Genomic DNA, 26,366 nt, shown 5'->3' with positions numbered 1-26,366 from the left:
GGCAATAAGAGCCCGTTTCCGGACAGTCCTCTGCCCGAATTGGTGAAAAATCGCGATGTATCTTGGTTTAATCCGCCATGACCGCTGCCTTCTGGGCCGCGAATACCGTACGAAACCTCGATGGCGACATTCCCTTCAGCTTCAGGAAATGCCTGTTGAAATTCGAAAGGTTTGAAAAGCCCACGTCGTAGCAGACTTCCGCCACCTTCACGTCCTGATCCACCAGAAGCATCTGGCAGGCCAGATCGATGCGCAGCTGATTGCGATAGCGCACCAAAGTCGTTCCCGTATGTCGCTTGAAGGCACGGGAGAAGGCACTCTGGCTCTGGCCAACCATGTCGGCCAGATCGATTTCCTCGACCTGTTCGGTCAGGTGCTGGCGCAGATGCGACAAGGCGCGGTTGATGCCGCTATCGCCGATGCCCGTCAGGTCCAGCTCGTAGCTCAGGCTCGCCAGCACCTCGGGCGCCGGCGCATTGACCAGCAGATCGAGAATTTCCCAAAAAATCGCAAGACGCTTCAACCCCTGCGCCTCGATCAAACGCAGTATCAGCGGGCGAACGCGATCGCTGGTCTCATCGTCGAACAGAATGCCGCGGCGGCTGCGGTCCAGAAGGGCGCGAACTACCTCCATCTCGGACATGGAAGCGCAGGCATCCTCGATAAAAGCTTCCGGAAACTGGATGACGAGAGAGCGCGTGGGAACGATCTCGTCCGGCTCGATCTCGCTGATCCAGTTTTGAGGGAGATTTGGGCCAGTCATGATTAGCTGGCCCGGGCCGAAGCGACCGACGAAATCGCCAATGTAGAACGTGCCTGACGTCGCCACGACCAGATGAATTTCATATTCGGGATGGTAATGCCAGCGCACGGTGCGGAACGGATAGCCATGCCGCCAGGCGGCGAAGGATTCGCCCTTGCGGATATGTACCAGTTCCAGATCGGGCTGCATCGATGTTTCCTCCCATCGGTCACGTCCGCCGTATTCGCGGAGCAAAGCCATTCCTCTTTATGGCTCGTCCCAGGCGTTGATGGGGAGCATATGGCCTGCGGCACGTTTACTTCCACATCATACCGGGGAAATTACTGATACTTTTTTGACTGTTTTTTGTCAGAAATTGAAGAGTGCCGTGCATCGTCCGACAACTAAGCCAGCGGTTGCGCCCATTTTTTCGCGCAGTTGTACGCCATACGCCCAGAAAATGCGCATCTTAAAGATCGATGTGATGATTTTTTAAAGCTCGACCCGCCGATCACCGGCAGGTCGAGCTTATACTTTTCCGAAGGGTTTTTGACGCCCCTGCATCGGCAGGCGGCTTGCCGGAAGGGATTATTGCGGCATCAGAATTTGCAGCTTCACGTCCGTTTCCCTTGCCTCCACCGCACGGTCAAAACCGGCAATGCTGTCTTCGAAGGGAATGGTCGCGGAGATCAGCGGCTTCAGATCGACCTTGCCGGACGCGATGAGAGCGACCGCACGGTCATACACATTGGCGTAGCGGAAAACCGTCTCCACCCGCAGCTCTTTTGCCTGCAAGCCGACGATATCAACCGGCACCGGATCGACCGGCATACCGACGAGGACGATGGCGCCGCCGGGACGTGCGAGTTTCGCCATACCGAGCACGGCGGGTGCGGCGCCAGAGCATTCGAAAACGACATCGCAACCCCAGCCATCCGTCGCATCAGCCACGGCCTGCGACAGGTCACGTTCGCGGATGTTGACGGTCTCGATGCCGTCATAGGCTGCGATGATATCCAGCTTCGGCTGGGCAAGATCGGCAACGATAACCTTTGCGCAACCGCCGGCTAGCGCCGCCAGCGCAACCATCATGCCGATCGGACCGGCACCCGTCACGATGGCAACATCGCCGGGCTGAATACGCGCCCTGAGTGCTGCCTGCATCCCGATGGCGAAGGGTTCCACCATGGCGCCTTCGGCAAAGGAAACGTTGTCGGGCAACTTGTATGTAAAGGCGGCGGGATGAATGACTTCCGGTGTCAGGCAACCGTGAATGGGTGGCGTTGCCCAGAAGCTGACGGCCGGATCAACATTGTAAATGCCAAGTTTGGAGGCGCGCGAGGTCGGATCGGGAATGCCCGGCTCCATGCAGACGCGATCACCCGGCTTCAGATGCGCAACCTCGGCACCGGTCTCGATTACCGTTCCGGAAGCTTCATGGCCCAGCACCATCGGCGCATGCACAACGAAATGGCCGATTTTGCCATGGGTGTAATAATGGACGTCCGAGCCGCAAATCCCGACGGTATGGGTACGGATGCGCACATCCTTGGGTCCGAGCTTGCCGGGAATGTCGAACTCCCTGAGCGAGAGCTTTCCTTTTTCTTCCAGCACCAGTGCTTTCATCTCATCCTCCGTAGTTTGCGAAAGGCCTTACAGCGAATTCAAACAGCGTGATGCGATGCAATTTCGACAAAAGTAAACAGAAATCAGCCGGATCGGCCGGTTTTTCTTCAACGAGGAAAAACTGTATCGATGGGCCGGCAATTTCTTATCATCCCTGGCGCGTTAACGAGTCTACGGGGGAGAGAGACAGCACGATTCGCTCAGCGCGCTGCAGGGAATATCGCCGGCTCAGGGTTACCCACTCAGCCGGAACGAGATTGACACTGATGTGTACGCAGAACCGGCGACAAGCGGATCAGCGTGTGATCCTCAGCCCTTCCAGAAAGGTGCGGAAACTGTCGACGGCGCGTTTCGAGGTCGTTTCGGGGTCGTCGGAATTCGCGATCCACTGGGCTGCACTGCTGCTCGCCGCATTGATGAAACGCGCACAGGCCTCCGGATCAATGTCGACGATCGTCCCTTCCTGCTTCAGCGCATCGAGACTTCGCGCAACGGCCGAGATACAGCCGTTGGCATTTGGCCAGCGTGAAGGGTCGCCGAGAACGGCTGGCCCATCACGGAACATGATCCGCTGGATTTCCGGCTCCAGAGCCATGAGAATGTAACCGACATTTTCCTCAACGAAACCCTCCCAACGCGTCGCGGCCCTAGACGAGATGTCACAGAGCCTTTTCGTCATCTCGGCGTCGATCTCACCCACAACCGCCAGCAGCAGGCCTTTCTTGTCGCCAAAATGGTGATAGAGCGCGCCGCGGGTCAGCCCTGCTTCGGCAGTGAAGTCGTCCATCGAAGCTTCGGCATAGCCGATGCTGCCAAATGCCTTGCGGCCAGCGACCAGAAGCTTCGCCCGCGTCTCGGCAATCATTTCACTGCGAGGTTTGCGCATTTTTTCTCCGAATTCTACATACGCCGCGTATACTAGTTGACATACGCGACGTATGCAATTATTTCATTTGCATACGCCACGTATGTTTGTGGTGGGTACTCCCTAAACAAGGTGCATCCCGATGTCTAATCCATATAGAGAAATTTTCCGGGCTCCGGGCGCCAAAGGCTTTTCCGCCGCAGGCTTCTTTGCCCGTCTTCCGATTGCGATGGCACCGATCGGCATCGTCGCCATGCTTTCCCAGACCCATGGTGAATATTGGCTTGCCGGTGCGGTCTCGGCCACCTTCGCGCTGACCAATGCCGCGGTTGCGCCGCAGATTTCCCGATTGGTGGACCGCAAGGGCCAGAGCAGCGTCCTTGTCCCGGCCACCATCATATCGGTCATCGCCTTTGCTATCCTGATTATCGCGACCAACCAGAGATGGCCTGCATGGACGCTCTTTCTTTCGGCCTTCCTCGCCGCGGCCATGCCGAGTATTCCCGCGATGATGCGCGCCCGCTGGACGGAAATCTTCCGTGACCGGCCTGAGCTGAACACTGCTTTTGCGTTTGAATCCGCCGCCGACGAACTTGTCTACATCGCCGGCGCCTCGCTCTCCGTCGGTCTCGCGGTCTCACTCTTTCCGGAAGCAGGTATGATGATCAGCACCGCCTCGCTGGCACTCGGTACCTTTGCCTTCCTGTTGCAACGATCGACCGAACCCAAGGTACGCGCGGTTGAAAGTGGCAGCAGGCAACATTCGGCTATCCGGCTGCGTTCGGTCCAGATCATCACGGTCGCCCTGATCTTCGTAGGCTCGACTTTCGCCACAGCCGAGGTAAGTGCCGTTGCCATCACCAAAGAACTCGGTCAACCGGAAGCTGCCAGCCTCGTCATCGGCGTCTATGCCATCGGTTCGTTTGTCGTCGGCCTGCTTCTGGGCGCGATCAACCCCAAAATGCCGCTGCAAAGGCAATTGCTGATCGCCGTCAGCGTCCTTGCGCTCACCGCGCTGCCGCTCCTCTTTGCAAGCACGACAGTTTCCCTGCTTGCCTTCGCCGTATTCCTCAGCGGCGTTGCAATCTCTCCCATCTTCATCACGGCATTTGGCCTGATCGAGCGCCGCGTGCCGGAATCGATGCTGACGGAAGGCGTGACCTGGGTGATGACCGGCATCGGTATCGGCATGGCGCTCGGCGCCTTTATTTCCGGCTGGGTGATCGATAATTTCGGCCCGAGCAACGGCTTCTGGGTATCGATTGCCGCCACCCTGTCGACAGTCACCATTATCAGCCTCGGTCAGCGCAGCCTTTCTGGAGAGACCAACCGCTCTGCGACGACAACCGTAGCGCAGCCAGCCGAGTAAAGCACAGGCGTATGAAGCGCGCGCCGGCGCGCTTCTTGGCATATCCGGCCGACGCAATGCACAATCGGCATGAAAAGCTGCAAGCTATGTCGCCAAATAAAACAGTCTGGCATTGCGGTGGCCGATCGATGCCTGCTCGTCGGGCGAGAGCGTTGAAAGAAGCTCACTCGTCATACCGATCCATTCCGGTAGACCCGAGCCGAGATCGACCACCGGCCAGTCGCCGCCCCAGACCATTCTCTCAGGTCCGAACAGGTTGAGCACGGTTTCCACATAGGGTGTCACGCTTTCCAGCGTCGCGCATCCCGGTGCACAATAGGCGGTGATGCCGGAGAGTTTGACGAAGAGATTGGGCAGCGTCGCCAAGTCGGCCATACGCCCACTCCACTCCCGAAAATCGTTTCCGGCAATGTCCGGCGTGCCGCAATGGTCGAGCATGAAGCGCACATCGGGGCAGGCCCCGACAAGTTCGGCGGCAATGGCAAGCTGGCGGGAATGAAAACACAGATCGACCGGCCATCCGGCCTTTCCAATCGTGCGCACGTTTCGTCGGTAATTTTCCTCGCGGCTAAGGTCGTCGGGCATAACGTGGAGAATGCGCCGGAAACCGACCACGTTGAGGTGGCGGCACTCCTCCAGCCAGGCTTCGAAACCATTATCCGTTTCCGGTCGGCAACTGGCGATCTGGCCGAACATCGGCAAGGCACCCTCGCCGATCATGCTGGCGATGAGGCGAGCCTCAGCCTGATAGTCGCCGTCATCCACCCCGCTTTCCATGAAGATCGTACCCACTACGCCACATCCCTCGACAAGCGCTGCGTAATCAGCCTGGGTGAAGCTTCCCGCAAGGCTGGGCTCCCCTCGTGTCCAGGCATAACCGAGCTTGCCTCGCAAGATCAGATGCTGGTGGGTATCGATCAGATCCATGGCGTCCTCCTCCCTGTCGTTGCAGTTAATTTTCGAGGGCGAGCGCGTCGAAACCCGCCCAGGCGGCATCCGGCACGGCCGTTTCGAAAATAGACAGGTTGCGCAAAAGGCTGTCCGGTTTTGCGGTGCCGATCAGGACACTTGCGACATCGGCATTTTGTAGCGGAAAATGCAGGGCAGCGGCCGCAAGTGCAACCCCGTGCCCGGCAGCGTGGACCTCCATGGCGCGCACCCGCTCCATGACATCTGCTGCTGCTTCACTATAGTTGAAAGTCGCACCCGGCCTTGCCCCCGTCGCAAGAATGCCAGAGTTGAAGACGCCGCCGATGACGAGCGAGGTGCCGGTTTCCGCACAACGCCCCAGCAGCTTTGCTGCAGCCGACCGGTCGAGCAGCGTATAACGACCCGCCAGAAGAATGCAGTCGATCTCGTCTATCTCCATGAGGTTCAGACAAGCCGGAACCTCATTCACGCCAAGACCGAACGCGCCGATCCGGCCTGTCGCCTTCAACTCGTGCAGGGCCTCGATGCCGCTTTCGGTGAATATCCTGAAATGATGGCGATAGGCCTCTTCCCCAAGCGTGGTCTCCTCCAGGTCGTGGACATAGAGAATATCCACTGAACCGAGACCAAGCCGGGCGAGGCTCAGTTCATGCGAGCGCATGATGCCATCATAGCTGTAGTCGTATTCCACCACGAAAGGCAGTGCATCGACAAAACCGTAATCTGGTGTCACGCCCGCTTCAGCCGGTTTCAGGATCCGCCCGACCTTGGTGGACAGCACGAATTCGTCGCGTGGTTTCCCCTGAAGAAAATCCCCGAGGCGGCGTTCGGAAAGGCCCTGCCCGTAATAGGGTGCGGTATCGAAATAGCGGATGCCGGCGTCCCAGGCGGCTTGCAACGTCTCCATCGCATCTTCGCGGCTGACGCTGCGATAGAGATTACCGATACCGGCCGCGCCGAAGGAAAGTTCGCTCAGCGACAGCGCCGTGCGACCAAGTTTGCGGGTTTTCATGCGGTACCCTCCTCGCGGCGAAGCTGGCGCTCAATGGTGCGGATGACGCCGCGGAGTTCGCCGAGCCCCTTCATGCGGCCAATGTAGGAATATCCGGGATTGGTCTTTTTGGTGATGTCATCACCCAGCAGATGGCCGTGGTCAGGCCGCATTGGAATATTGGTGCGGCGGCCAGCCTTGGCGGCGGCCCGCTCCTCGCGCAACAATGCCTCGATGACTCCAATCATGTCCGTTCCGCCATCCAGATGATCGTCCTCAAAGAAGGAACCATCCGCTTCAACGGTCACATTCCGAAGATGGGCGAAATTGATGCGAGACGCGAACTCCCGTGCCATCGCCACAAGATCATTGTCGCTACGGGCGCCGTATGAGCCGGTACAAAGGGTGATGCCATTGTTCGGGCTTTCAACGGCCGAGAGGATGGCGCGAATATCTGCAGGTGTCGAGACAACGCGCGGCAGGCCGAACAGGGAGAACGGTGGATCATCAGGGTGGATGCCGAGATGCACCCCCACCTCTTCCGCCACCGGCACGACCTCTCTCAGAAAGGCCAGAAGATTGCCCTGCATGGTCGCGCTGTCGATGCCATCGAACGAAGCAATCAGAGCGGCGATGGATTCGCGCGTCTGCACCAGGGCGCCGCCCGGCAGGCCGGCGATGATGTTACGCTCGAGAAGCGACTGGTCATCTTCGCTCATTTGCGCAAAACGCTTTTCGGCTCGCGCCACGAGGGCAGGATCGTAATTTTCAGCAGCAAGAACACGCTTCAGGATGAAGACGTCATAGGCGACGAAATCCGCCATTTCGAAGCGCAGCGCCAATCCGGTATTGCGTGCCTGCCAGCGCAGGTTCGTGCGTGTCCAGTCCACCACCGGCATGAAATTGTAGCAGACGACGGGAACGCCCGCGTGACCGAGACGGGAGAGTGTATCTTTCCAGCGCGCAATCGCCTTCGGCGCATCGGCATCGCCGCGCTTGATGGACTGTTCCATCGGAATGGATTCGCAGACACTCCATTCCAAGCCGGCCGCCTCGATCATCGCCTTGCGTTTGGCGATCTCTTCGGCCGGCCACGCCGTGCCGTCGGGGATCTGGTGCAGCGCCGTTACAACGCCGCTGGCGCCGGTCTGCCGCACATGCTGCAAGGTGATGGGGTCCGATTCACCGAACCAGCGCCAGGTTTCCTTCATATTCTACTCCTCCGAAAAATGCCGTTCGATGGCGCCGAGCGCGCCGTATTGGACGATGTCGCGATAGGCCGCCCGAAGCGCCGTTACGAATGCCTCATCCGCCTGCCATTCAGGCCCGAAGACGCGACGGAATGTTAAAAACCGGTCGATGACCGCGTCCTGCTCTTCGCCGTTGCCGGTGGGTGCACTCCATTCGGAAAATGCCGGATCGGCCATGACAATTGCCTCTCCCCGCTCGTTCAGCGCTGCGCAGGACCGTATCCACATCGCAACCGCAAAAAGAGCGGCCGTATGCGGCGCGCCTGCGGCACGCAGCTCCGCAAGCGGCGCGAGAATGCGTTGCGGCACTTTCTGTGAAGCGTCAGAGGCGATCTGGGCGGCGCGATGACGAAGGGCGGGGTTGGCGAAACGCTGGCGCAGACCGGCAACGTAATCCGGACCACTGACGGCCGGGCTCAATGTCGAACCAACCTCCCGCCAGTAACGGTCGACGTAACCGCGTACACGCGCATCGGCATAGATATCGGAGATCGTCTCAAGCCCGCTGCATTGACCGATTGCGGCCATGGCGGTGTGAGCGCCATTCAGCATCCTGAGCTTCATATGCTCATACGGCTCGACCTCATCAACGATTTCGGCACCTGACAGCTCGATGCCGGGGCGACCGTGCGGAAAGCGATCCTCGATTACCCAGCGGAAGTAGGGTTCCGCAATTACCGGCCAGGCATCCTCGCAGCCGAGACGCGCCGTCACACGCTCGCGGTCAGTTGCGGTGGTGGCGGGCACGATGCGGTCCACCATGACGCAGGGGCAGGAGAGATTTTCCGCGATGAAGGCAGCGAGATCATTATCGGTGAGACCAGCCATCTCCACCAGAAGACGGTGCAGGATGCGACCGTTGGACGGAAGATTGTCGCAGGAGAGCAAAGTCAGCGGCACAGCCGCGGCGGCCCGCCGGCGTCTTGTCGCTTCCAGCAGAAAACCGAGCGCGGAGCGCGGCTTTTGCGGATGCGCCAGATCATGAACGACATCGGGATGGTCACGAAGAAGCGTGCCCGCCGACAAATCGGCGAGGTAACCCTTTTCCGTGACCGTCAACGTGACGATTCTGACCCGCGGATCGGTCATGGCTTGCAGCAGCCGCTCCGGATCCTCAGGAGCGACGATGGTCTCGAGGATTGAACCGACAATCCGCAGCGTTTCGTTTTCACCGTCACGCAGGCAGAATGTATAGAGATTGTCCTGCGGCGCGATGGCATCGCGAGTATCGGGGCTGCGCAGCGAGGCAGCGACAATGCCCCAGCCGCTTTCGCCCCGCGCCAGGCAATCATCGATGAAGACGGCCTGATGGGCGCGGTGAAAAGCGCCAACGCCAAGATGCACGATGCCCGGTGTCACCGCTTTGCGATCATAGGCGGGCAAAAGGACGTCGTTTGGCAGATGCTGCAACGCAAGGGACGAGAGGCGTTCTGTCATGGTTATTTATCTCCGTATCTCAGCCGAATTGCAGGCCGCCATTCATGTCAACGACCGTGCCGGTCATGAAGCCGGACAGCGGCGAGGCGAGGAAACCTACTGTATGGGCCACCTCTTCCGGCTGGCAGAACCGCCCGACCGGAATGGCTGCAAGCTGGCGCTGGCGGTCTTCCTCTGACAGTTGCTCCATGATCATCGGCGAAACCACATAGGCCGGCGCGACTGCATTGGCGGTGACGCCGAAAGGGGCAAGTTCGCGAGCGGACGAGTAAGTGAGGCCCACCAGCGCCGATTTCGAGACCGAATAGGCCGTGCCCGCCGTCAGGCCGCCGGACTTCCAGGCATAGGACGAGATGTTGATCAGCCGCCCCCAGCGGTTTTCCTTCATGGCGGGAACGACGGCCTGCGTCAGCAGCAGGGCGGCATCGAGATTGACGGCCATCAGCCTGTGCCAGTCATCAAGCGTGGTCGCTCCTAGCTTGTGCGGCGACAGCACACCGGCATTGTTGACGAGAATGTCTATGACCTCGAAACGGTTGGCGACATCTTTCATGACGGCCTGCAGCGCCGTCGCATCGCCGAGATCGACAGCGACGGGATCACAAGCACCGCCAAACCCCTCCGCAAGCGCCGCAACAGCTTCGATGTCGCGATCGAAGGCGATTACCCTCGCCCCTTGCGCGACCAGCGCCGCAACCACGGCACGGCCGATGCCGCCACAAGCGCCTGTCACGAGCGCCGTCTTGTGTTTCAGTTCCATTCTGTCTCCTCCACGTCCACTATCAAATGGACAAATGCTTCCGCTCTTCTTCAGGCAACTGTTCGTAGATCACGAAAACCATATCCAGATGCGTCACCAGCGCCTTTTCCGCACCTTCGGCATCGCCACGGTCGAGAGCATCCACGACTGCCAGATGCTCTTCGATGACGGCGGGCAATCGTTCCGGCTTTGCCCAATAACGATGGAACCGCGACAGGGTCACCTTGGCGGCAAGGATCGCCTGCCAGACACCTTCGCGACCGGAAAACGTGCCAAGCAGGCGATGAAACGCCTCGTCGGCATGGAAGAAGCCGGATGCGTCGTTGGCGGCAATCACTCTTTCCTGCTCGGCGATGACGTCGCGCATCGTACGGCTCATTTCTTTCGTCCACTTCGGCGCGACTTCGCGCAGCAAAGCCACTTCGAGTGAACGGCGGATAAAATGGCTGTCCTGAATTTCGCCAAGCCTGATCGGCGCAACAAAGCTGCCGAGTTGCGGATAGACGTCCACAAGACCCTCTTCCGACAGGCGCTGGATCGCGGCACGCACCGGGGTGCGCGACACCGAAAACTGACGGCAGATCGAGTTTTCACTGATCGGTGCCCCGGGCGCTAGGCGGACCTCGACGATCGCCTGACGCAACGCCGCATGAACCTGATCGGCAACCGAGCCATAACGATTGACCACAAGCTCCACGCTTTCGATTCCGGAGCCGGGGGCCTCTTGATGAGCGCCGCGCCCAGTGAAACCGGCAGTGGTGTTTTTCGTCATGAACGCTCCCCTTCAAAAGGCGGTCGTGAAAATCTCATTGCTACTTGGATACAAGTATACTAGTGTCCATGGCGCTTACGCAAGTCGGCTGTTGGGAGAAAGAGCGATTAAGGGAGGTTCCAGTCGCTTTTTTTAAGGAGCAGGCCGTTTCATGGAGGAGAAAAACATGACGTATTTCATGCGCAGCCTCGTCGCTGCCGCAATCATCGGCGCGGGAGCGTGCGGTGTCGCGCAGGCGGCGGACGCCAGCAAGATCGCCCTCGTTCCGGGCGGTCCGCACCCTTATTTCGCCGCCTGGGAACAGGCCGGCAAGGACGCGGCCAAGGACTTCGGCCTGGCTGGCGCCGACTATAAGGTGCCGCAAAAGTGGGAACTGGCACAGCAGAACCAGCTTCTCGAAAGCCTTCTGAGCCAGGGTTATAACGGCTTCCTGATTTTCCCAGGCGATCCCGTCGGCGCGGTCTCGACAGCAGAGGAACTGACCGGCAACGGCGCGAATGTGATTGCTGGCGCCGGATGCTTCAAGGACCCCTCGCCCGCCGCCTTCTGCCTTGGTACCGACACCGGTAATTCCGCTTATCTCGGCACCAAGGAGCTGATCAAGGCGATGGGAACGGGCAAAAAACGCATCGCCCATTTCACCGGCTTCCTTGTTGACCCCAACACCCAGCTTCGTATCGATGCCGTGAAAAAGGCAGCTGACGAAGCCGGCGCCGAGGTCGTTCAGGTCATCGCCGATATCGACGCGCCGGAACCGGCGGAAGAAAAGATCAGCGCCTACCTGGCCGCCCACGCTTCCGAAGTGGACGGCATCGTGACCACAGCCTGGGTTCCTGCGGTCGTTGCCTCCAACGCACTGCGCAAGATCGGCGACAAGCGCATCCACATGGTCGGCATCGACCACGACGAAGTCGTGCTGAAAGCGATCAAGGACGGTTTCGTCGACGGCACGATGCTTCAGAACCCCTATGGCCAGGGTTATATCGGCGCGTTTGCACTGAGCAAACTTCAGGCCGGCTGCAAGGTGAAGGAAGATGCGCCGTTCAAATCCAATGCGCTGACGACCAAGTTCATCGATTCCGGCACCGCCTATGTCGATGCCGCCAAGGTGGACAACTACATCGATGCCATGCGCGCCGAGACCAAAAAGCTGCTCACCAACTTCGATACGACCTATCTGAGCTGCAACTAATCATGCCTCGAGCGATTGCCGGGCGGCAAACGACCGCGCCCTGCAATCTGCCCCGCCAGAAAATATTCTTTCAGGCGGCAGCGCAATGACCAGGCGACCCGCGCAGGCGCTTCGGGCGAACCAATACCGGGACAGTTTCATGACCGTGAACGATACTTTGCTCACAAAGGGCTCGCAGGAGGGCGACAGACGAATGGGGTCCAGCCTTTCGCAAGGCCGCTTTTTTCTGACCAATGAATTCGGCCTCATTCTGCTGATCGTCGTCTTCGCCGTCATTTTCGGCGTCGCGGCCAGCGGCTTCCTTTCGCCTTTCAATCTGTTCACGCTTGGTCGCAGTGCCGCGATCAACATCATGATCGGCCTGTCGATGATGGCGGTGATCGTGACCGGCGGCCTTAATCTTGCCGTTGGAGCGATCGGCGTCTCGGCGGCCATGGCCTGTGGTTATCTGATCGAGGTGCTTGGCGTGCCGTGGCCGCTCGCCCTCATTGGCGGTCTCTCCACCGGCGCGTCGCTCGGTTTCGTCAATGGCTGGACCGTCATCCGCACGGGGCTGCACAGCTTCATCATCACGCTTGCCACCATGAGCATCTTTTTCGGCGTGATGATCTTCCTGACGCGCGCCGAGGCCTACCGTGGCCTACCGCCGATCTTCGCAGCCTTCGGAAAAATGAAGCTCGCGACCTATTTCTCGCCGCTGCTTCTCGTCACGCTTGCAACGGCGCTCGCCCTGTCCTTTCTCTACCGGCGCACCGTTCTTGGCCGCGAAATGCTGGCGGCAGGCGCGCGCCCGGAAGCGGCGGAACTTTCCGGCATTCGGGTCGACCGTATCTTCATTGCCTGTCACGTGCTGTCGGGCCTGCTTGCAGCACTCGCCGCCCTGATGCTGGTGACGCGCACGGGCGCCGCCATTCCTTCCATGGCAGGCCAGCTTGGGCAGGACTGGCTTCTGCCAGCTTTTCTCGGCCCGGTTCTCGGTGGCACGCTTTTGCAGGGCGGCAAAGTTTCGGTGCTCGGCACCTGTCTTGGCGCACTTTTGGTCACCATGCTCACCAGCGGCCTGCTGCTGCTTCAGCTCGGTGAATTCTGGGTCCAGACATTTCTCGGCCTGCTGCTGTTGCTAGCGGTTTTGATGGACAAGGCGCGGCGAAGCTATCTCGCCCGACGCAACCTGGCTTGAGGACTGGACGATGAAGACCGACAACACCCTTCTACGCCTTGCCAGAACCGACTGGTTCGGCCCCCTATTGGTCACGGCGCTGGCAATCGCGCTTATCCGCAGCTTCAGCCCCAACTTCCTCTCTTCCTTCAACATCCAGATTCTGCTTCTTGCAATTGCGGTCAATGCGCTCATCGCCTTTTCCCAGATGATCATCATTGCCATTGGCCAGATGAACCTGTCCGTGGGCGCAATCGGCGGACTGGCGGCAATCTCCTTTGCGGGACTGATGCAGGTCTGGGGGTTTCCGGCACCGGTGGCCGCCATTGCCGCGGTGCTGATCGGTGTTGTCTGCGGCATGCTCAACGGTCTGCTGATTGCCATCACCGGCATTTCCGCCTTCGTCATCACACTGGCGACGCTGTCGATCTACAAGGGTATCAACCTTGGCATCACCCGGGCGGAGCCGTTCTACGGCGTGCCGGAATCGGTGAAAGCCTTCGGCTCGGCGCTGCTCGTCGGCCCAGTTCCGTGGCTCGCAGCACCCACCATCATCATCGCATTCGCGCTGTGGTTCATGCTGCGCCGCCAGCCGATAGGCCGCTTCATCCTTGCCATTGGCGGCAACAGCCATGCGGCAGAGCTTTCCGGCATTTCGATCCGCACGACAATGATTGTGGCGCACGGCATTTCCGGCCTTCTGGCGTCGGTCGCCGGCATTCTGCTCGTATCCCGCCTGCAGATCGGCCAGCCTTCCATTGGCGATGACTGGCTCATCCTGTCCTTTGCCGCACCCGTTATCGGCGGTGCCGTACTGGCTGGCGGGCATGTCAGCGTCGGGGCGACCCTGCTCGGCGTCGTCATCGTCGCCATCATCACGCAGGCACTCGTGCTGTTCTCCATCGATCCGTTCCTCGTGCAGGTGGTGCTTGGCGCAATGATCCTCGCCGCCGTCGGCATCAACCGCCTGCGCGAAACGCATCTCGGCAAAAAGACAGGAAAGGCCTGACATCATGGACAAGCAACCTGTTTTTCAGGCGCGCAACATCGAAAAAGTGTTTCCCGGCGTTCGGGCGCTCAAGGGCGTCAATCTTTCGCTGGAGCCGGGATCGATCCACGCGTTGCTGGGTGAGAACGGCGCCGGCAAATCGACGTTGATCAAGGTCATTACCGGCGTCCACCATCAGAGCAGCGGCCAGATCCTTGTCGATGGGCAGGAAGTACGCTTCGGCAACCCGCGCGAGGCCATTGCCCGCGGCATCGGTGTCGTCCATCAGGAACGCAACCTCATCCCGCGCTTCTCGATTGCCGAGAATATCCACATGGAAAAGCTTGGGGCGCACTATCTCAAACCCATCGACTACGCCGCGCTGAACCGCGACGCACGCCGCTGGCTGCAGGCTCTCAATCTGGAAGTCGATCCGGCGATGCCGGTATCCGAGCTTTCCGTCGCGCAAATGCAGCTCGTGGAAATTGCGAAGGCGCTTTCCCTGCAAAGCCGGGTTCTTTTGCTCGACGAACCCACGACATCGCTGACCCCGAGCGAAACGGACAACCTCTTCCGCATTCTGCGCCGCCTGCGCGATGATGGCGCAAGCCTTGTCTTCGTCAGCCACAAGCTGGAAGAGGTTCTGGATATCTGCGACCGGGTAACGGTTCTGCGAGATGGCGAAAACGCCTGCGAAAGCCGGTCTATGGAAGGTCTCGGACGCCAGGACCTGGTGCGCCTGATGATTGGCCGTGCCGAAGGCGGCGGTGGCTGGCGCAAACGCGCGGTCGAGCACAATCCGCTGGTGCTTGAACTCAAAGGTGTCTCTACCGCAATCGGCCATCGCGATGTCAGTCTTTCCGTGCGCAAGGGTGAAATCGTCGGCCTTTACGGGCTGGTGGGCGCGGGGCGCACCGAATTGGCAAAATCGATCATGGGTAAATTCGCCGTCACGGAAGGCGAAGTCCGGATCGAAGATCGCCCGGCCCGCATCCGCTCCGTTGCCGAAGCCATCCACGAATACGGCGTCGGTTATGTCAGCGAGGACCGCAAGGGTGACGGCCTCATTCTCCAGCATTCCGTTCTCGCCAATGCGGGCGTTCCCATCTGGCGCAAGCTCTCAAACGCATTCGGCGTGCTTTCCGACAGCCGCATCCGTGCGGCGGTCACCCCTTTCCTGCAGAAACTTGAGGTGAAGACGCCGAGCCTGAGCCAGACCGTGGGTAATCTTTCCGGCGGCAACCAGCAGAAGATCAGCGTCGCCAAGTGGCTTGCCGCCGACGTGAAGCTGCTGATCGTAGACGAACCTTCTGTTGGCATCGACATCAAGACCAAGGCCTATCTGCACGATCTGCTGCGCGAGCTTGCAGACAGCGGCACCGCCATTCTCGTCATTACCAGTGACATGCCGGAGATGGTGGCAGTGGCCGACCGCATTGTTGTCATGGACCGCTATCGGGTTAAAGGCGTGGTCGAAAACAATGGCGTCTATGCCGATATGAGCGAGGGTATCATGGGCTTGATCCATGATGCGGAGCGCGAAACGGCCCTTTCACGAAAGGCATGACGCACTGCCTTGCCGAAGTGTCACCGCAAAAACCGCACGCTGTTCCGGTAGGGCGTCAGGTACCATCGGACGGCTGCTCGAAATCTCTCCCGGCACGACGCCTTCTGCTGGGCGGGACGGCGTATTTCTGGGTGTAGCAACGGGTGAAATGGGCAGCGGTCGAGAACCCCGTCAGCAAGGCCACGTCAACGATCGAAAGCGAGGTCTGCTGCAGCAGCTCATCCGCCTTTGCCAGCCGAAGACCACGGTAAAAAGACATCATGGACTGGTCGAAATGGCTGGAAAACAGGCGGTGGAGCTGGCGAATACTGCTGCCGCACAATTGGCCCAGCTGCTCCGGCGACAGGGGATCCGCAACATGGGTCGCCATGAGTTCAATGGCAGCTTCGAGTACCGGGTGGTGGACGTTGAAACGTTGGCCGGCGCGGCCCAACTGAGGCTCATCGGCCGTTCTCAAACGCGGATGTATGAACCATTCGCTGACATCGCGCGCGAAGGCAGAACCATGGTCTTTCGCAATAAAAGCCCCCATCATGTCAATGGCGGCAACGCCGCCCGCGCAAGTGTAACGATCGCGATCGATGACGTAGAGCGCACGCTCGATCAGGAGATCGCTGGCATATTCACTAAGCGGATCGATGTGGGTCCAGTGAACGGTAAAACGTCTGCCCGTCATCAGACCGGATTTGGCAAGGATCGCCGCGCCGCCGGAAATGCCTCCGAGCTTGACACCCCGCTGGTTGAGCGTGCGCAGGTTTCGCACAAGTGCCGGATCTTCATAGAGCATGGGATTTCCGCCCGCGACGATGAAGACCAGATCCAGCTTCTCAGACAAAGCCCGCGAAACGGGCGCGGTATCAAAACCTCCGCCTGACGTGGATGCGCCAAACCCGCCATTCGCCGAATAAAACCGGCAATGGTAGAGCGTTTTGCCGGCAAGGTGATTGGCCGCGCGCAGCGGCTCAACCGCCGCAGCCAACGACATCAGCGCATAACCCTCAATGAGTATGAACCCGATCGACATCGACCCTTCGGCGTGCATGACCTGCTCCAAGACAATCCCCAGGACAAGCTTAGCCGAATTGGCCAAATTGGACAATAATGCGTCCGTCACGGATAAAAAAATCGTCCGGTATCGCGCTATAAACTTGGACAACCGCCCTGTTTTCGAGGAACACAGATTTGCGCTATTCGGCTCTCCAGGTTTTCAAACAGGCCCTGACCGGCCACAAGGGCTGGCACCCACTGTGGCGGAACCCCGATCCGCAACCTCATTACGATTTCATCATTGTTGGCGGTGGCGGTCATGGACTTGCAACGGCCTACTATCTAGCCAAAACCTTTTCCAAGTCGCGGATCGCCGTTCTGGAAAAAGGCTGGCTGGGATCGGGAAACATTGGGCGCAACACCACGATCATCCGCTCAAACTATCTGCTGCCCGGAAACGAGCCATTCTACGAATTTTCAATGAAACTCTGGGAAGGGCTTGAACAGGAATTCAATTTCAATGCGATGGTAAGCCAGCGCGGCATTGTGAACCTGTTCCACACCGACGCGCAGCGCGATGCCTACCGCCGTCGCGGCAACGCCATGCTGCTGGCCGGTGCGGACGCGCAACTGCTAGCGCAAGACGATCTCCGCGCCATGATCCCGTTTCTCAATTTCGACAATGCACGCTTTCCGATCAAGGGCGGCCTTTACCAGCGCCGCGCTGGAACTGCCCGCCACGATGGCGTTGCCTGGGGTTACGCGCGCGGCGCCGATCTGGCAGGGGTCGATCTTATCCAGAACTGCGAAGTCCGGGGATTTCGCATCGAGGATGGAACGATCAAGGGCGTGGAAACCAGCCGTGGCTACATCGGTGCCGGAAAGGTAGGCGTCGCCGTGGCGGGATCGACCGGCCGCGTCATGGCCATGGCGGGCATGCGTCTGCCGATTGAAAGCCATGTGCTGCAAGCCTTCGTTTCGGAAGGGCTGAAGCCGACCATACCCGGCGTCATAACCTTCGGAGCAGGCCATTTCTACGTCAGCCAGTCCGACAAGGGTGGCCTGGTCTTCGGTGGTGATATCGACGGCTATAATTCCTATGCCCAGCGCGGCAATCTGCCCGTCATCGAAGATGTCGCCGAGGGCGGCATGGCGCTGATGCCGATGATCGGCCGGGCGCGCCTGCTGCGCATCTGGGGCGGCATCATGGATATGTCGATGGACGGTTCACCGATCATCGACCACACGCCGGTGAAGGGCCTCTATCTCAATGCCGGCTGGTGTTACGGCGGCTTCAAGGCGACGCCGGCCAGCGGCTATGCATTCGCTCATCTGCTGGCCACGGATACCCCGCATGATACGGCCAAGGCCTACCGGCTCGACCGGTTCGAAAAGGGCTATGTCATCGACGAAAAGGGCGCCGGCGCCCAACCGAACCTTCACTGAGGCTTGAACAATGCTGATCCCTCACCCACTGCTCGGGCCGCGCGACGCTCAGGAATTCACCTATCTCGGCGATGCCGCCCTGTTGCGTCGCCCGGACGGAATGGCCGAGAGTGCTGCGAAAGACTTCAACGATTATGTCTATCTGCGTGACAATCCCGCCGGCCTGCATCGGGAACTGTGGTTTCACGAACAGGGTGATCGCAGCTGGCTCGTGGTCACGCGAAACACCGTCACCCATGAAATCCTCGGAGCGGAGCTCGCAAACGAGGTAGCGCTCCGTCAGAAGGCAGATGAAGCATGAGACTGAAGGACGGCTTGATCGACCGCAGCAAGGTGCTGCATTTCACCTTCGATGGAAAGAATTATCAGGGGCATCCCGGCGACACGCTCGCCTCGGCACTTCTGGCAAACGATGTCCGCCTGATGGGGCGCAGCTTCAAATATCATCGCCCCAGAGGCGTGATCTCTGCCGGCTCAGAAGAGCCGAATGCGCTGGTCGAATTGCGCACGGGATCGCGGCTGGAGCCGAATACCCGCGCCACGACGGTCGAACTGTTCGACGGGCTGGAGGCGAAAAGCCAGAACCGCTGGCCGTCCCTGGCTTTCGATGCCCTTGCGATCAATGATCTGTTTGCCGATTTCCTGACCGCAGGCTTTTACTACAAAACGTTCATGTGGCCGAAGGCATTCTGGGAAAAGCTCTATGAGCCCGCCATTCGCAAAGCTGCGGGACTTGGAAGCCTGTCGATGAAACCGGACCCCGACAGTTACGACAAGGGGTTCCTTCACTGCGATCTGCTGGTCATCGGCGCCGGAGCCGCCGGTCTGGCTGCTGCCCTGACTGCGGCGCGTGCCGGTGCCAAGGTTATTCTGGCGGACGAGGACAATCGCCTCGGAGGTCGCCTGCTTGCAGAGAGCCACCTGCTCGACGGCGCCCCTGCAACCGACTGGATCGGAACGCTAGAGGCGGAGTTTTCAACCCTGCCGAACCTGCGCGTCATGCGCCGCACCACGGTTTTCGGCTCATTCGACCATGGCATATTCGGTGCGGTCGAGCGGGTTTCCGACCATCTTGCCGCACCAAAGGGCGTACGCCAGTCCCTCTGGCGCATCACTGCAAAGCGCACGGTGCTTGCCGCCGGGGCGACAGAGAGGCATATCCCGTTTAAAAATAACGACCGGCCGGGGATCATGCTTGCCGGTTCGCTGCGTGCCTATGCCAATCGTTGGGCAGTCAGTACGGCAGGCAGGGTCGCAATCTTCACCAATAACGATGACGGCCATCGGACCGCTGTCGACCTGGCTGCGAAAGGTGTCGAGATCGCCGCAGTCATCGATCCGCGCCCGGATGCGCGGGCGCTTGCGGAATACCGCCTGATTGCGGGGGCGACAGTTACCGGCAGCAAAGGCAGGCTGGGGTTGGTTTCCATCGCTGTCCGCAAGGATGGCTATGACGAAACCATCGATTGCGGTGCGCTTGGTATCTCCGGGGGCTGGAACCCCAATGTTCATCTTACATCGTACCAGCGCGGTCGCCCGTTATGGGATGACGGGCTACAGGCATTCCTGCCCGGCGACGTACCCTCGCATATGCTCGTTGCAGGGGCGGCGGCCGGCAAAGGCAGCACAGGGGCGGCGCTGGTCTCCGGTGCATCCGCTGCCATAACGGCTCTGGAGCAAATGGGGATTGCCGCATCCAGGCCAGCCCTGCCGGAGGCCGAGGATACGCAAATCGGCATCAAGCCCCTGTGGCATGTGCCGGGGAAAGGGCGCGCCTGGGTCGATTTCCAGAACGACGTCACGGTCAAGGACATCAAGCTCGCCCATCAGGAAAACATGCGGCCCATCGAGCATCTCAAGCGCTGGACCACGCTTGGTATGGCAACTGACCAGGGCAAGACATCGAATGCCACCGCTTTGGCAATCATGTCCGAACTGACGGGCAAATCGATACCGGATACGGGTACGACGATTTTTCGCCCTCCCTATACGCCGGTTTCGATGGCGGTACTCGGCGGCGGCGACACCGGCGCACATTTCCGTCCGCGCCGCCTGACACCCAGCCATGCCTGGGCTGAAGCACATGGCGCCGTTTTCGTCGAAGTCGGTCAATGGATGCGTGCCCAATATTTCCCTCAAGCCGGGGAGACCCATTGGCGGCAATCCGTCGACCGCGAGGTTCGGGCCACCCGAAAGGGCGTCGGCATCTGCGATGTGACGACGCTTGGCAAGGTGGATGTTCAGGGCGCCGATGCGGCTGAATTTCTCGACCGTCTCTACTGCAATGCAATGAAGAGCCTCAAGGTCGGCATGGTCCGTTACGGCCTGATGCTGCGGGAAGACGGCCACGCCTATGATGACGGCACCTGTGCCCGTCTGGGTGAGGATCATTATATCGTCACCACGACCACGGCCCAGGCCGGCCCGGTCTATCGTCACATGGAATTCGCCCGCCAATGCCTGTGGCCGGAATTGGATGTGCAATTGATCTCGGCAACGGATGCCTGGGCACAGCTCGCAGTCGCTGGTCCGAACGCCCGCCGCCTTATCGAACGCATTGTCGATGGTTTCGACCTTTCCAACGCAGCCTTTCCCTTCATGGCCTGCGCCGAACTGACGGTTTGCGGGGGATTGCGAGCACGGCTGTTCCGGATCTCGTTTTCAGGGGAACTTGCTTACGAGATTGCAGTCCCCGCCCGCTACGGTAATGCCCTGATGTCCCGGCTGATGGAGATCGGTGCGGATCTTGGAGCCACCGCCTACGGGACGGAAGCGCTTGGTGTCATGCGTATCGAAAAAGGCCATGCTGCCGGAAACGAGTTGAACGGCCAGACGACGGCGCAGATGCTGGGCATGGGCAGGATGGTTTCGGCCAAGAAAGACGCGATTGGTACCGTCATGACTCGCCGCGAAGGGCTTGTCGGCGAAAGCCGGGTGCTCGTCGGCCTGCAGCCGCTTGCGGCAACGGACCCTGTGGTGTCAGGTTCACATCTGTTTACCCGCGGCGCCAGCCAGAATACCGAGACCGATCAAGGCTGGATCACATCCGCCTGCTATTCGCCCAACCTCGGTTTCAGCATCGGTCTTGGTTTCCTTGCCGATGGTGCAAACCGTATCGGAGAGATCATCGTCGCGGCCAACCCCTTGCAGGGACAGTCGGTCGAATTGCGTGTGGTCTCGCCCCATTTCATCGACCCTGAGGGAGAGAGACTCCGTGCCTGATTTGAAGCCGACAACCGCACTCGGCGCGCAAACTTCGCGGCGCGCCCGCCATGGCACGTTGCGACTTGAGGAAAATTCGGGGCTTGCCCTCGCATCGCTCAGCCTGCGCCGCAACGTCAAAGAACCGGTGCCCTTTGACCTCACCTTGCCGGGTCCCGGAAAATGGGTCCAGCAAGGCCCGGTTTCAGCTTTTTGGACGGGGCCGGGCCAATGGCTGATTGAGGCCGCAGACCGGGCCGAAACGGATTTCGCCGCAGAACTCACGAGCCTTTGCCCTTCCTGTTCCGTGACGGAACAGACCGATGGCTTCGTCGCCTTCGAAATCGAGAGCGACGCAGGCGAGGCGCCGATTGTCGCGCTCATGCAGAAGCTGGTGAACCTCGATCCCTCGGTATTCGGGCAAGGGACCGCCACGCGCACAGGCATGGAACATATGAGCGTTTTCGTCATCCGGCGCGCGCCGGACCGCCTTGCCATCCTCGGCATGCGCTCCGCTGCGGAAACACTGTGGCATGTGATCGAGACTGCGATCCGTCGTCAGGCGGAACTTCTTGGCGCTGCCGCATAAAGCGGGACTGCAAAGCCACCAGACCGTTTTTTGCCAATCGTCGACCTGTACGGGCGAACTGTGTCGTGTTGACATGGGCACATCGGGATCATCTCGAACGGTTACCGTTCTGAGCCATCAGTGAATAATCGCTCTGACGACGGCGCAAATCATATTGTCGCAAAAATCGACTAGATGGGCTATCGCCGCCTGTGAAAACGGCCGGACTAGTGCAGCGGAAATATGAGGTTATCGTAGTGACAAGCGACAATGTTCAATATTTTTCGGCAACACTCTATTTTGACGATTTGCCCACCCTGTCGGCTGAGGCGCTGATCGAAGCCTGGGGCCTTGAAGGGTACGAATGTGAGCAACTGGAGAGCGAAGGCGTCTTTGACGGCTTTCGCGGCGGAACCCGCGTCTTCGTTGGCATTCCCGAGGCGGTGGGAACGCTGGCAATTCCTGCTCACTATCCTGCGGTAGCGCGGGTCGAAGTCGACTGGACGAACACGTTCTGCATCAATGCAAAAGCTGCGCATGATGACCTGTGCCGTGCGACCCATCAGGCGAAATTCAAACTGATGATCGTGGCGGATGACGACGACCCCACAGTGGCACATAACGAGATCGCCATGACCCTGCTCGGCATTCACAAGCTTGCACCGATGCGCGCCGTTGTGTTGCATTATCTAGACCTCATCGTCGGCCGCACCGATCTCGACGACTGTCTGAGCTACGCCAACAGTCACCTGGATCAGCCGCAACAGACAGCAACAATGCTTACCTATGGCGCCTTCGTGATCCGGGAGAACGGCGCGACCAGAGCCTGGACTACGGGTCTCGAGCATTTCGGCCAAACGAATTTGCTCTTCGACACGTCGTCGGATAACCCGACGGAGGCTCTTCTTGCCGTATTTGGGCTTGGACATCTCGCCGTCCACGGAAAGTGCTTCAAGGCGGGCGAAGCCGTAACCTCATTCGACCTTCTTGCCCGGTTTGAATCCGCCGAGATGGGCGGGCAGCCCATGCTGCGGATTGTCAAACACGAAGCCGGCCAAACTGTATTGAATCGGCCGGGCTAGCAACAACAGAGCATTTTCATTCCCGCTATGGAAATGCCGTCTTCCGCCCCGCTTTCCTTGCGGTCGGATGACGAGTTTTGTTCTGGCGAGCTGGGGAAAACGCTTCGCGTATATCGACAGGGCGTGAATTATGGTGCTCCAAGGAATGGCAAAGCCTGACGCAATCTCTTCAAACGGACGACAGGCAAATTCTAAGGGACGCCAATGTTTGCATTCACACCTTTCCTTCGCGGCACCGTCGTAATGTCCGTAGCCATTACTGCGCTTCATGCCGGTAGCGCTTTGGCTGCCGAAATCGATCCCGCATTCTATGATGCGGCCCTGTGCAATCCGCCCTATTCGATGACATCGGCGACCGAAATTTATGATGCCGCCGAAAAACTTGCAAAGGCCGACACATCGTCTTTGGGTGCGGCTATCTATAAGCTTCCGAACCAGATCGGCCGCGATGGGTTTGAGAGTGACGAAGTCTTCTTCGCCAATGGTGCAGTCGGTGTTTTGATCAAGGGCCAGCGTGCCGATGCTCTGGCAGCGAAATATGATTTGAAACCAGAAACTTCAGACCTGATGGGTACATCGAGCAAGGGTTATGCCCGGCAGCTTCCGCAGGACCAGCAGCCGCCTGAAGGTCTGGCTGGGCCGGGAAAAGTCTCCATTGTGGCGCGCGAAGGTGCGGCACTTGGCGACAAGACCCTGTTGGCGTGCGAATTCGCAGCGGACTGAATGGTGGCGAAGCACTGCCAATCCTAACGCCTTGACTAACAAATGTAATTGCCGCCCGCATACCGCTTTCACAGCTCTCCTGCTGGCGGGCGCGGCTACATATTCATATCGAGGTTTGTTTCATACGCCAGCCTGATCGCCCAGGCCGGCGCCGCTTGGAACAATTTCAGGATTTCGCCTGAGCGCCCTCATGGAAATGGATAGGGGCGTGGTGCAGATAGTGCGCAACCTTTCGCTTGGCGGCGATATCGGTCCAGACGAACCGGACATTGTCCTCCGTCAACCCGGTCGCCGTGGCGATCTCGGTTGCAGGCATGCTGTGTTCCAGACCGTAGAGGCAGATATCCATCTTGTCGTAAGGAAGCGCGAAATAGAACTCTTCCTGCGTCTGCGGCATGGAATAGGTGTCCGTTGTCGGCGGGCGGGAGCGGATTTCCTGCGGGACGCCGAGATGGGCCGCGAGTTGATAGACCTGTGATTTGTAAAGATGGGCGATCGGCTTGATGTCGGCAGCGCCGTCGCCGTTCTTGACGAAGAAGCCCTGGTCATACTCCAGGCGGTTCGGGGTTCCGAGCACCGCGAAGTTCAGGCGGTCGGCGTGATAATATTCGAACTGCTTGCGCGTGCGCTGCTTCATATTCGTCGCCGCAACGATGCCGAGATAGGCTTTTGCGGAGAGGCGAACCTTGCGCGTTTCGCCCGATGGCGAACGGACGACCAGCGAGGAAATATTATAGGCGCCGGTGCTCATGGCGTTGTCGAAGACGATCTTCGAGGCCCAGCCAGGCCCGTATTCAGGGACAACCTCGCGGATGAAGCCATCGCGCCTTTCATAACAACCCATGGCGGCAAGCGAAGGGCCGATATCTTCCAGCACGCAGTCCATACCCAGCTTCGTCGCCAAAGCCTGCCCCAAGCGCAGGCTTTCCGGGTCGGAATCGTTTTCCGGCATGAACAGGCCAATAACATTTGCTGCCCCGAGCGCGTGAACGGCAAGTGCGGCGCAGACGCTGGAATCGATACCGCCGGAAATGCCGAGCACCAGCCCACGCTTGCGCAGGTTGAAACGAAGCGACTGGCGGATTTTTTCGGCGATACGCTCTACCTCCGCCGCCGCATCAAGTTCAAGCGGCGAGAAAGGCAGGCTTTGTGCATTGTTCGTCATCGATTGTTCTCCGTATCTTGAGCAGCGAGGCGACGACTGACCTTGCCGGTATCCGTCGTCGGCAGGAAATCGCGAAATTCAACCAGTGTTGGCACCATGTGGGTTTCGAGGTGCAGAGCGCAGTAGCGCATGACGTCTTTTGCGGTGATCGCCTCGTCGGATGCGATCACGATCGCCTTCACCGCCTGACCGAAAACCTCATGCGCAACGCCGACGACCAATGCGTCCGAGACGCCCGGCATGGCTTGCAGAACGGCCTCGACCGCCTGCGGCGCAACCTTTTCGCCACGCGACTTGATGATATCGTCCTTGCGGGCAACGAAGGTGAGATAACCCTCGGCATCGCAGGTAAACAGGTCGCCGGTGTGAAGACGCGTCCGGCCCGTTGCGGCATCAACGCGCAGCGCGCGCGCTGTGGCAGCCTCGTTGCGCCAATAACCACGCATGACGTGCGGCCCGCTGACCACGAGTTCGCCGACCTCTGCGGGCAACAGGCTGTCTCCGTCCTCGTTCACCACCGCGATGGCAGTGCCCGGAATGGCGATGCCGACAGAACCGCGTTTCCTGTCGAGGTCTTCCGGCGGCAGAAAGCTGATACGGGTACACTCCGTCTGGCCATACATGCAAAACAGGTGCACATGCGGCAGAAAGGTCCGCAGCCAGTCGCTATGGGTGGGCGACAGGGGTGCAGCGGCAGCGGTGACGTAGCGCAGGCTTTCAAACAGCGCCGGCGACAGATCGCGCGTCTGCATCATGATGGACAGCATGGTCGGCACCAGCGCGAAGCCCGTGATCCGCTCGTCGCGGATACGCTCGAAAATCAGATGCGGATAGGCGAAGGATTTCTCGATCACCAGCGTACCGCCGACGAAAACGCTGGAAAGCAGCTGGTTCAGGCCATATCCGAACGAAAGCGGCAATACGCCGAGCAGAATATCTTCCGGCCTATTGCCGAGATACGAGGTAATCGAACGGACGGCCGCATCCATGTTATCATGCGCCAGCATCACGCCCTTTGGCTCGCCGGTGGAGCCAGATGTATAGATGATTACTGCCAGATCGGTATCGAGCAGGTTTTGCGGCAGCGCGCCTATCGGTTCCTCGAGCATCGCGTCAAAATCGACACCATCGGCCGTTGGGTTTGGCGCGCCGGAAACGATGCGCAACAACGGAGAAGAACCGGCCGCATCCGAAACGACCTTTTCCAGCCGGGCCTCGGCAACCACCGCAAAGGGCGTACAACTGTCCAGAATTTGCGAAAGGCGTGCGGCCTTGGACGATGGGTTGATGGGGCAGGCAACAGCGCCCGCCATCCAGCAACCGAAAACCGCAACCGCCATGCGCCAGCCATTGTCCAGCACAAGGACGACACGGTCTCCCGGGTTTGCGCCTCGCGCTATCAGAGCAGTGGCGAAAGCCTCGCTCATCGTCTTGAGTTCGCCGTAACTCAGGCGCGTCTCACCGGCCACCAGCGCCGTCTTGCCGGCATGGCGCTCCGCACTTCGATGCAGGTAGTGGTCGATACGCAATTGGCGCTTCCCGAAAT

Annotated in this window: 23 protein-coding genes; 11 read left to right on the top strand and 12 right to left on the bottom strand. The window is 59.6% G+C overall.

Annotated elements, in window-relative coordinates; translation table 11 throughout:
* Positions 1-67: 67 nt before the first annotated feature.
* The 3 genes from G6L97_RS20640 to G6L97_RS20630 all read right to left on the bottom strand — a co-directional run bounded on the left by G6L97_RS20640 (position 68) and on the right by G6L97_RS20630 (position 3,254).
* Positions 68-952, bottom strand: coding sequence for an AraC family transcriptional regulator (locus G6L97_RS20640; RefSeq protein ID WP_003518205.1), 885 nt, complete (start codon positions 950-952; stop codon positions 68-70).
* A gap of 378 nt (positions 953-1,330) precedes the next feature.
* Positions 1,331-2,368, bottom strand: a complete 1,038-nt coding sequence (locus tag G6L97_RS20635; RefSeq protein ID WP_013762238.1) for an NAD(P)-dependent alcohol dehydrogenase — start codon at positions 2,366-2,368, stop codon at positions 1,331-1,333.
* 295 nt (positions 2,369-2,663) lie between these two features.
* Positions 2,664-3,254: a TetR/AcrR family transcriptional regulator gene (locus tag G6L97_RS20630; RefSeq protein WP_003518207.1), complete on the bottom strand. Its 591-nt coding sequence runs from the start codon at positions 3,252-3,254 to the stop codon at positions 2,664-2,666.
* A 121-nt stretch (positions 3,255-3,375) separates the two neighbouring features.
* On the opposite strand from G6L97_RS20630, the gene G6L97_RS20625 reads away from it, so the two are divergent.
* Positions 3,376-4,602 carry an MFS transporter gene (locus G6L97_RS20625; RefSeq protein WP_013762237.1) on the top strand — a complete coding sequence of 409 codons (1,227 nt, stop codon included), beginning with the start codon at positions 3,376-3,378 and terminating at the stop codon, positions 4,600-4,602.
* Positions 4,603-4,686: 84 nt separating this feature from the next.
* Here G6L97_RS20625 and G6L97_RS20620 read toward each other — a convergent pair whose 3' ends face one another.
* From G6L97_RS20620 to G6L97_RS20595, 6 genes are read right to left on the bottom strand one after another with little or no spacing between them, the layout of a single operon-like run.
* On the bottom strand, positions 4,687-5,529 hold the full coding sequence (locus G6L97_RS20620; protein ID WP_013762236.1) for an amidohydrolase family protein: 843 nt from the start codon (positions 5,527-5,529) through the stop codon (positions 4,687-4,689).
* Positions 5,530-5,554: 25 nt separating this feature from the next.
* Entirely contained in the window at positions 5,555-6,544 is a 990-nt protein-coding gene (locus G6L97_RS20615; RefSeq protein ID WP_065687434.1) for an aldo/keto reductase, read from the bottom strand.
* Positions 6,541-7,734 carry a mannonate dehydratase gene (uxuA, locus tag G6L97_RS20610; protein ID WP_013762234.1) on the bottom strand — a complete coding sequence of 398 codons (1,194 nt, stop codon included), beginning with the start codon at positions 7,732-7,734 and terminating at the stop codon, positions 6,541-6,543. The genes G6L97_RS20615 and uxuA overlap by 4 nt, the downstream gene beginning before the upstream one ends.
* A 3-nt stretch (positions 7,735-7,737) precedes the next feature.
* A complete protein-coding gene (locus tag G6L97_RS20605) occupies positions 7,738-9,210 on the bottom strand; it encodes a mannitol dehydrogenase family protein (protein WP_013762233.1) in 1,473 nt (490 codons plus the stop codon).
* A gap of 19 nt (positions 9,211-9,229) precedes the next feature.
* Positions 9,230-9,970, bottom strand: coding sequence for an SDR family NAD(P)-dependent oxidoreductase (locus G6L97_RS20600; protein WP_003518213.1), 741 nt, complete (start codon positions 9,968-9,970; stop codon positions 9,230-9,232).
* Between the two features lie 22 nt (positions 9,971-9,992).
* Complete coding sequence (locus G6L97_RS20595; protein ID WP_003518215.1) at positions 9,993-10,742, bottom strand: GntR family transcriptional regulator; 750 nt, start codon at positions 10,740-10,742, stop codon at positions 9,993-9,995.
* 151 nt (positions 10,743-10,893) lie between these two features.
* On the opposite strand from G6L97_RS20595, the gene G6L97_RS20590 reads away from it, so the two are divergent.
* The 4 genes from G6L97_RS20590 to G6L97_RS20575 all read left to right on the top strand — a co-directional run bounded on the left by G6L97_RS20590 (position 10,894) and on the right by G6L97_RS20575 (position 15,648).
* Positions 10,894-11,934 (top strand): sugar ABC transporter substrate-binding protein, encoded by a 1,041-nt coding sequence (locus G6L97_RS20590; protein WP_003518216.1) that lies wholly within the window; start codon positions 10,894-10,896, stop codon positions 11,932-11,934.
* A gap of 139 nt (positions 11,935-12,073) precedes the next feature.
* On the top strand, positions 12,074-13,114 hold the full coding sequence (locus tag G6L97_RS20585; RefSeq protein ID WP_013762232.1) for an ABC transporter permease: 1,041 nt from the start codon (positions 12,074-12,076) through the stop codon (positions 13,112-13,114).
* A 10-nt stretch (positions 13,115-13,124) separates the two neighbouring features.
* Positions 13,125-14,102, top strand: coding sequence for an ABC transporter permease (locus G6L97_RS20580; RefSeq protein ID WP_013762231.1), 978 nt, complete (start codon positions 13,125-13,127; stop codon positions 14,100-14,102).
* A 4-nt stretch (positions 14,103-14,106) separates the two neighbouring features.
* Positions 14,107-15,648 (top strand): sugar ABC transporter ATP-binding protein, encoded by a 1,542-nt coding sequence (locus G6L97_RS20575; RefSeq protein WP_174003660.1) that lies wholly within the window; start codon positions 14,107-14,109, stop codon positions 15,646-15,648.
* 55 nt (positions 15,649-15,703) lie between these two features.
* Here G6L97_RS20575 and G6L97_RS20570 read toward each other — a convergent pair whose 3' ends face one another.
* Positions 15,704-16,690, bottom strand: a complete 987-nt coding sequence (locus G6L97_RS20570; protein ID WP_025595125.1) for a GlxA family transcriptional regulator — start codon at positions 16,688-16,690, stop codon at positions 15,704-15,706.
* Between the two features lie 140 nt (positions 16,691-16,830).
* Between G6L97_RS20570 and G6L97_RS20565 the strand changes: the two genes are divergently transcribed.
* The 6 genes from G6L97_RS20565 (at position 16,831) to G6L97_RS20540 (ending at position 23,655) form a co-directional block, all read left to right on the top strand.
* Positions 16,831-18,081 (top strand): sarcosine oxidase subunit beta family protein, encoded by a 1,251-nt coding sequence (locus G6L97_RS20565; protein WP_013762228.1) that lies wholly within the window; start codon positions 16,831-16,833, stop codon positions 18,079-18,081.
* A 10-nt stretch (positions 18,082-18,091) separates the two neighbouring features.
* Complete coding sequence (locus G6L97_RS20560) at positions 18,092-18,382, top strand: sarcosine oxidase subunit delta (protein ID WP_003518230.1); 291 nt, start codon at positions 18,092-18,094, stop codon at positions 18,380-18,382.
* Complete coding sequence (locus G6L97_RS20555) at positions 18,379-21,303, top strand: sarcosine oxidase subunit alpha family protein (protein WP_065687435.1); 2,925 nt, start codon at positions 18,379-18,381, stop codon at positions 21,301-21,303. The genes G6L97_RS20560 and G6L97_RS20555 overlap by 4 nt, the downstream gene beginning before the upstream one ends.
* The gene (locus G6L97_RS20550; RefSeq protein ID WP_013762226.1) at positions 21,296-21,871 is read left to right on the top strand and encodes a sarcosine oxidase subunit gamma; all 576 of its coding nucleotides are present in this window, start codon (positions 21,296-21,298) and stop codon (positions 21,869-21,871) included. Before G6L97_RS20555 ends, G6L97_RS20550 begins: the two co-directional genes overlap by 8 nt.
* A 236-nt stretch (positions 21,872-22,107) precedes the next feature.
* A complete protein-coding gene (locus tag G6L97_RS20545; RefSeq protein ID WP_013762225.1) occupies positions 22,108-22,932 on the top strand; it encodes a hypothetical protein in 825 nt (274 codons plus the stop codon).
* A gap of 204 nt (positions 22,933-23,136) precedes the next feature.
* Entirely contained in the window at positions 23,137-23,655 is a 519-nt protein-coding gene (locus tag G6L97_RS20540) for a hypothetical protein (RefSeq protein ID WP_013762224.1), read from the top strand.
* A 166-nt stretch (positions 23,656-23,821) separates the two neighbouring features.
* On the opposite strand, the gene nadE is transcribed toward G6L97_RS20540, so the two are convergent.
* Entirely contained in the window at positions 23,822-24,820 is a 999-nt protein-coding gene (gene nadE / locus G6L97_RS20535; protein ID WP_013762223.1) for an NAD(+) synthase, read from the bottom strand.
* On the bottom strand, positions 24,817-26,349 hold the full coding sequence (locus G6L97_RS20530; RefSeq protein WP_013762222.1) for a class I adenylate-forming enzyme family protein: 1,533 nt from the start codon (positions 26,347-26,349) through the stop codon (positions 24,817-24,819). The genes nadE and G6L97_RS20530 overlap by 4 nt, the downstream gene beginning before the upstream one ends.
* Positions 26,350-26,366: the final 17 nt, after the last annotated feature.

This window comes from Agrobacterium tumefaciens, from assembly GCF_013318015.2.
GTDB classification, from domain to species: Bacteria; Pseudomonadota; Alphaproteobacteria; order Rhizobiales; family Rhizobiaceae; genus Agrobacterium; species Agrobacterium tumefaciens.
This window is presented reverse-complemented; position numbering and strand designations above follow the sequence as displayed.

What these genes read in the sequence shown, in the direction of transcription:
- G6L97_RS20640 (WP_003518205.1), bottom strand. Translation starts at nt 952, where the DNA reads ATGCAGCCCGATCTGGAACTGGTACATATCCGCAAGGGCGAATCCTTC.
- G6L97_RS20635 (WP_013762238.1), bottom strand. Translation starts at nt 2,368, where the DNA reads ATGAAAGCACTGGTGCTGGAAGAAAAAGGAAAGCTCTCGCTCAGGGAG.
- G6L97_RS20630 (WP_003518207.1), bottom strand. Translation starts at nt 3,254, where the DNA reads ATGCGCAAACCTCGCAGTGAAATGATTGCCGAGACGCGGGCGAAGCTT.
- G6L97_RS20625 (WP_013762237.1), top strand. Translation starts at nt 3,376, where the DNA reads ATGTCTAATCCATATAGAGAAATTTTCCGGGCTCCGGGCGCCAAAGGC.
- G6L97_RS20620 (WP_013762236.1), bottom strand. Translation starts at nt 5,529, where the DNA reads ATGGATCTGATCGATACCCACCAGCATCTGATCTTGCGAGGCAAGCTC.
- G6L97_RS20615 (WP_065687434.1), bottom strand. Translation starts at nt 6,544, where the DNA reads ATGAAAACCCGCAAACTTGGTCGCACGGCGCTGTCGCTGAGCGAACTT.
- uxuA (WP_013762234.1), bottom strand. Translation starts at nt 7,734, where the DNA reads ATGAAGGAAACCTGGCGCTGGTTCGGTGAATCGGACCCCATCACCTTG.
- G6L97_RS20605 (WP_013762233.1), bottom strand. Translation starts at nt 9,210, where the DNA reads ATGACAGAACGCCTCTCGTCCCTTGCGTTGCAGCATCTGCCAAACGAC.
- G6L97_RS20600 (WP_003518213.1), bottom strand. Translation starts at nt 9,970, where the DNA reads ATGGAACTGAAACACAAGACGGCGCTCGTGACAGGCGCTTGTGGCGGC.
- G6L97_RS20595 (WP_003518215.1), bottom strand. Translation starts at nt 10,742, where the DNA reads ATGACGAAAAACACCACTGCCGGTTTCACTGGGCGCGGCGCTCATCAA.
- G6L97_RS20590 (WP_003518216.1), top strand. Translation starts at nt 10,894, where the DNA reads ATGGAGGAGAAAAACATGACGTATTTCATGCGCAGCCTCGTCGCTGCC.
- G6L97_RS20585 (WP_013762232.1), top strand. Translation starts at nt 12,074, where the DNA reads ATGACCGTGAACGATACTTTGCTCACAAAGGGCTCGCAGGAGGGCGAC.
- G6L97_RS20580 (WP_013762231.1), top strand. Translation starts at nt 13,125, where the DNA reads ATGAAGACCGACAACACCCTTCTACGCCTTGCCAGAACCGACTGGTTC.
- G6L97_RS20575 (WP_174003660.1), top strand. Translation starts at nt 14,107, where the DNA reads ATGGACAAGCAACCTGTTTTTCAGGCGCGCAACATCGAAAAAGTGTTT.
- G6L97_RS20570 (WP_025595125.1), bottom strand. Translation starts at nt 16,690, where the DNA reads ATGCACGCCGAAGGGTCGATGTCGATCGGGTTCATACTCATTGAGGGT.
- G6L97_RS20560 (WP_003518230.1), top strand. Translation starts at nt 18,092, where the DNA reads ATGCTGATCCCTCACCCACTGCTCGGGCCGCGCGACGCTCAGGAATTC.
- G6L97_RS20555 (WP_065687435.1), top strand. Translation starts at nt 18,379, where the DNA reads ATGAGACTGAAGGACGGCTTGATCGACCGCAGCAAGGTGCTGCATTTC.
- G6L97_RS20540 (WP_013762224.1), top strand. Translation starts at nt 23,137, where the DNA reads ATGTTTGCATTCACACCTTTCCTTCGCGGCACCGTCGTAATGTCCGTA.
- nadE (WP_013762223.1), bottom strand. Translation starts at nt 24,820, where the DNA reads ATGACGAACAATGCACAAAGCCTGCCTTTCTCGCCGCTTGAACTTGAT.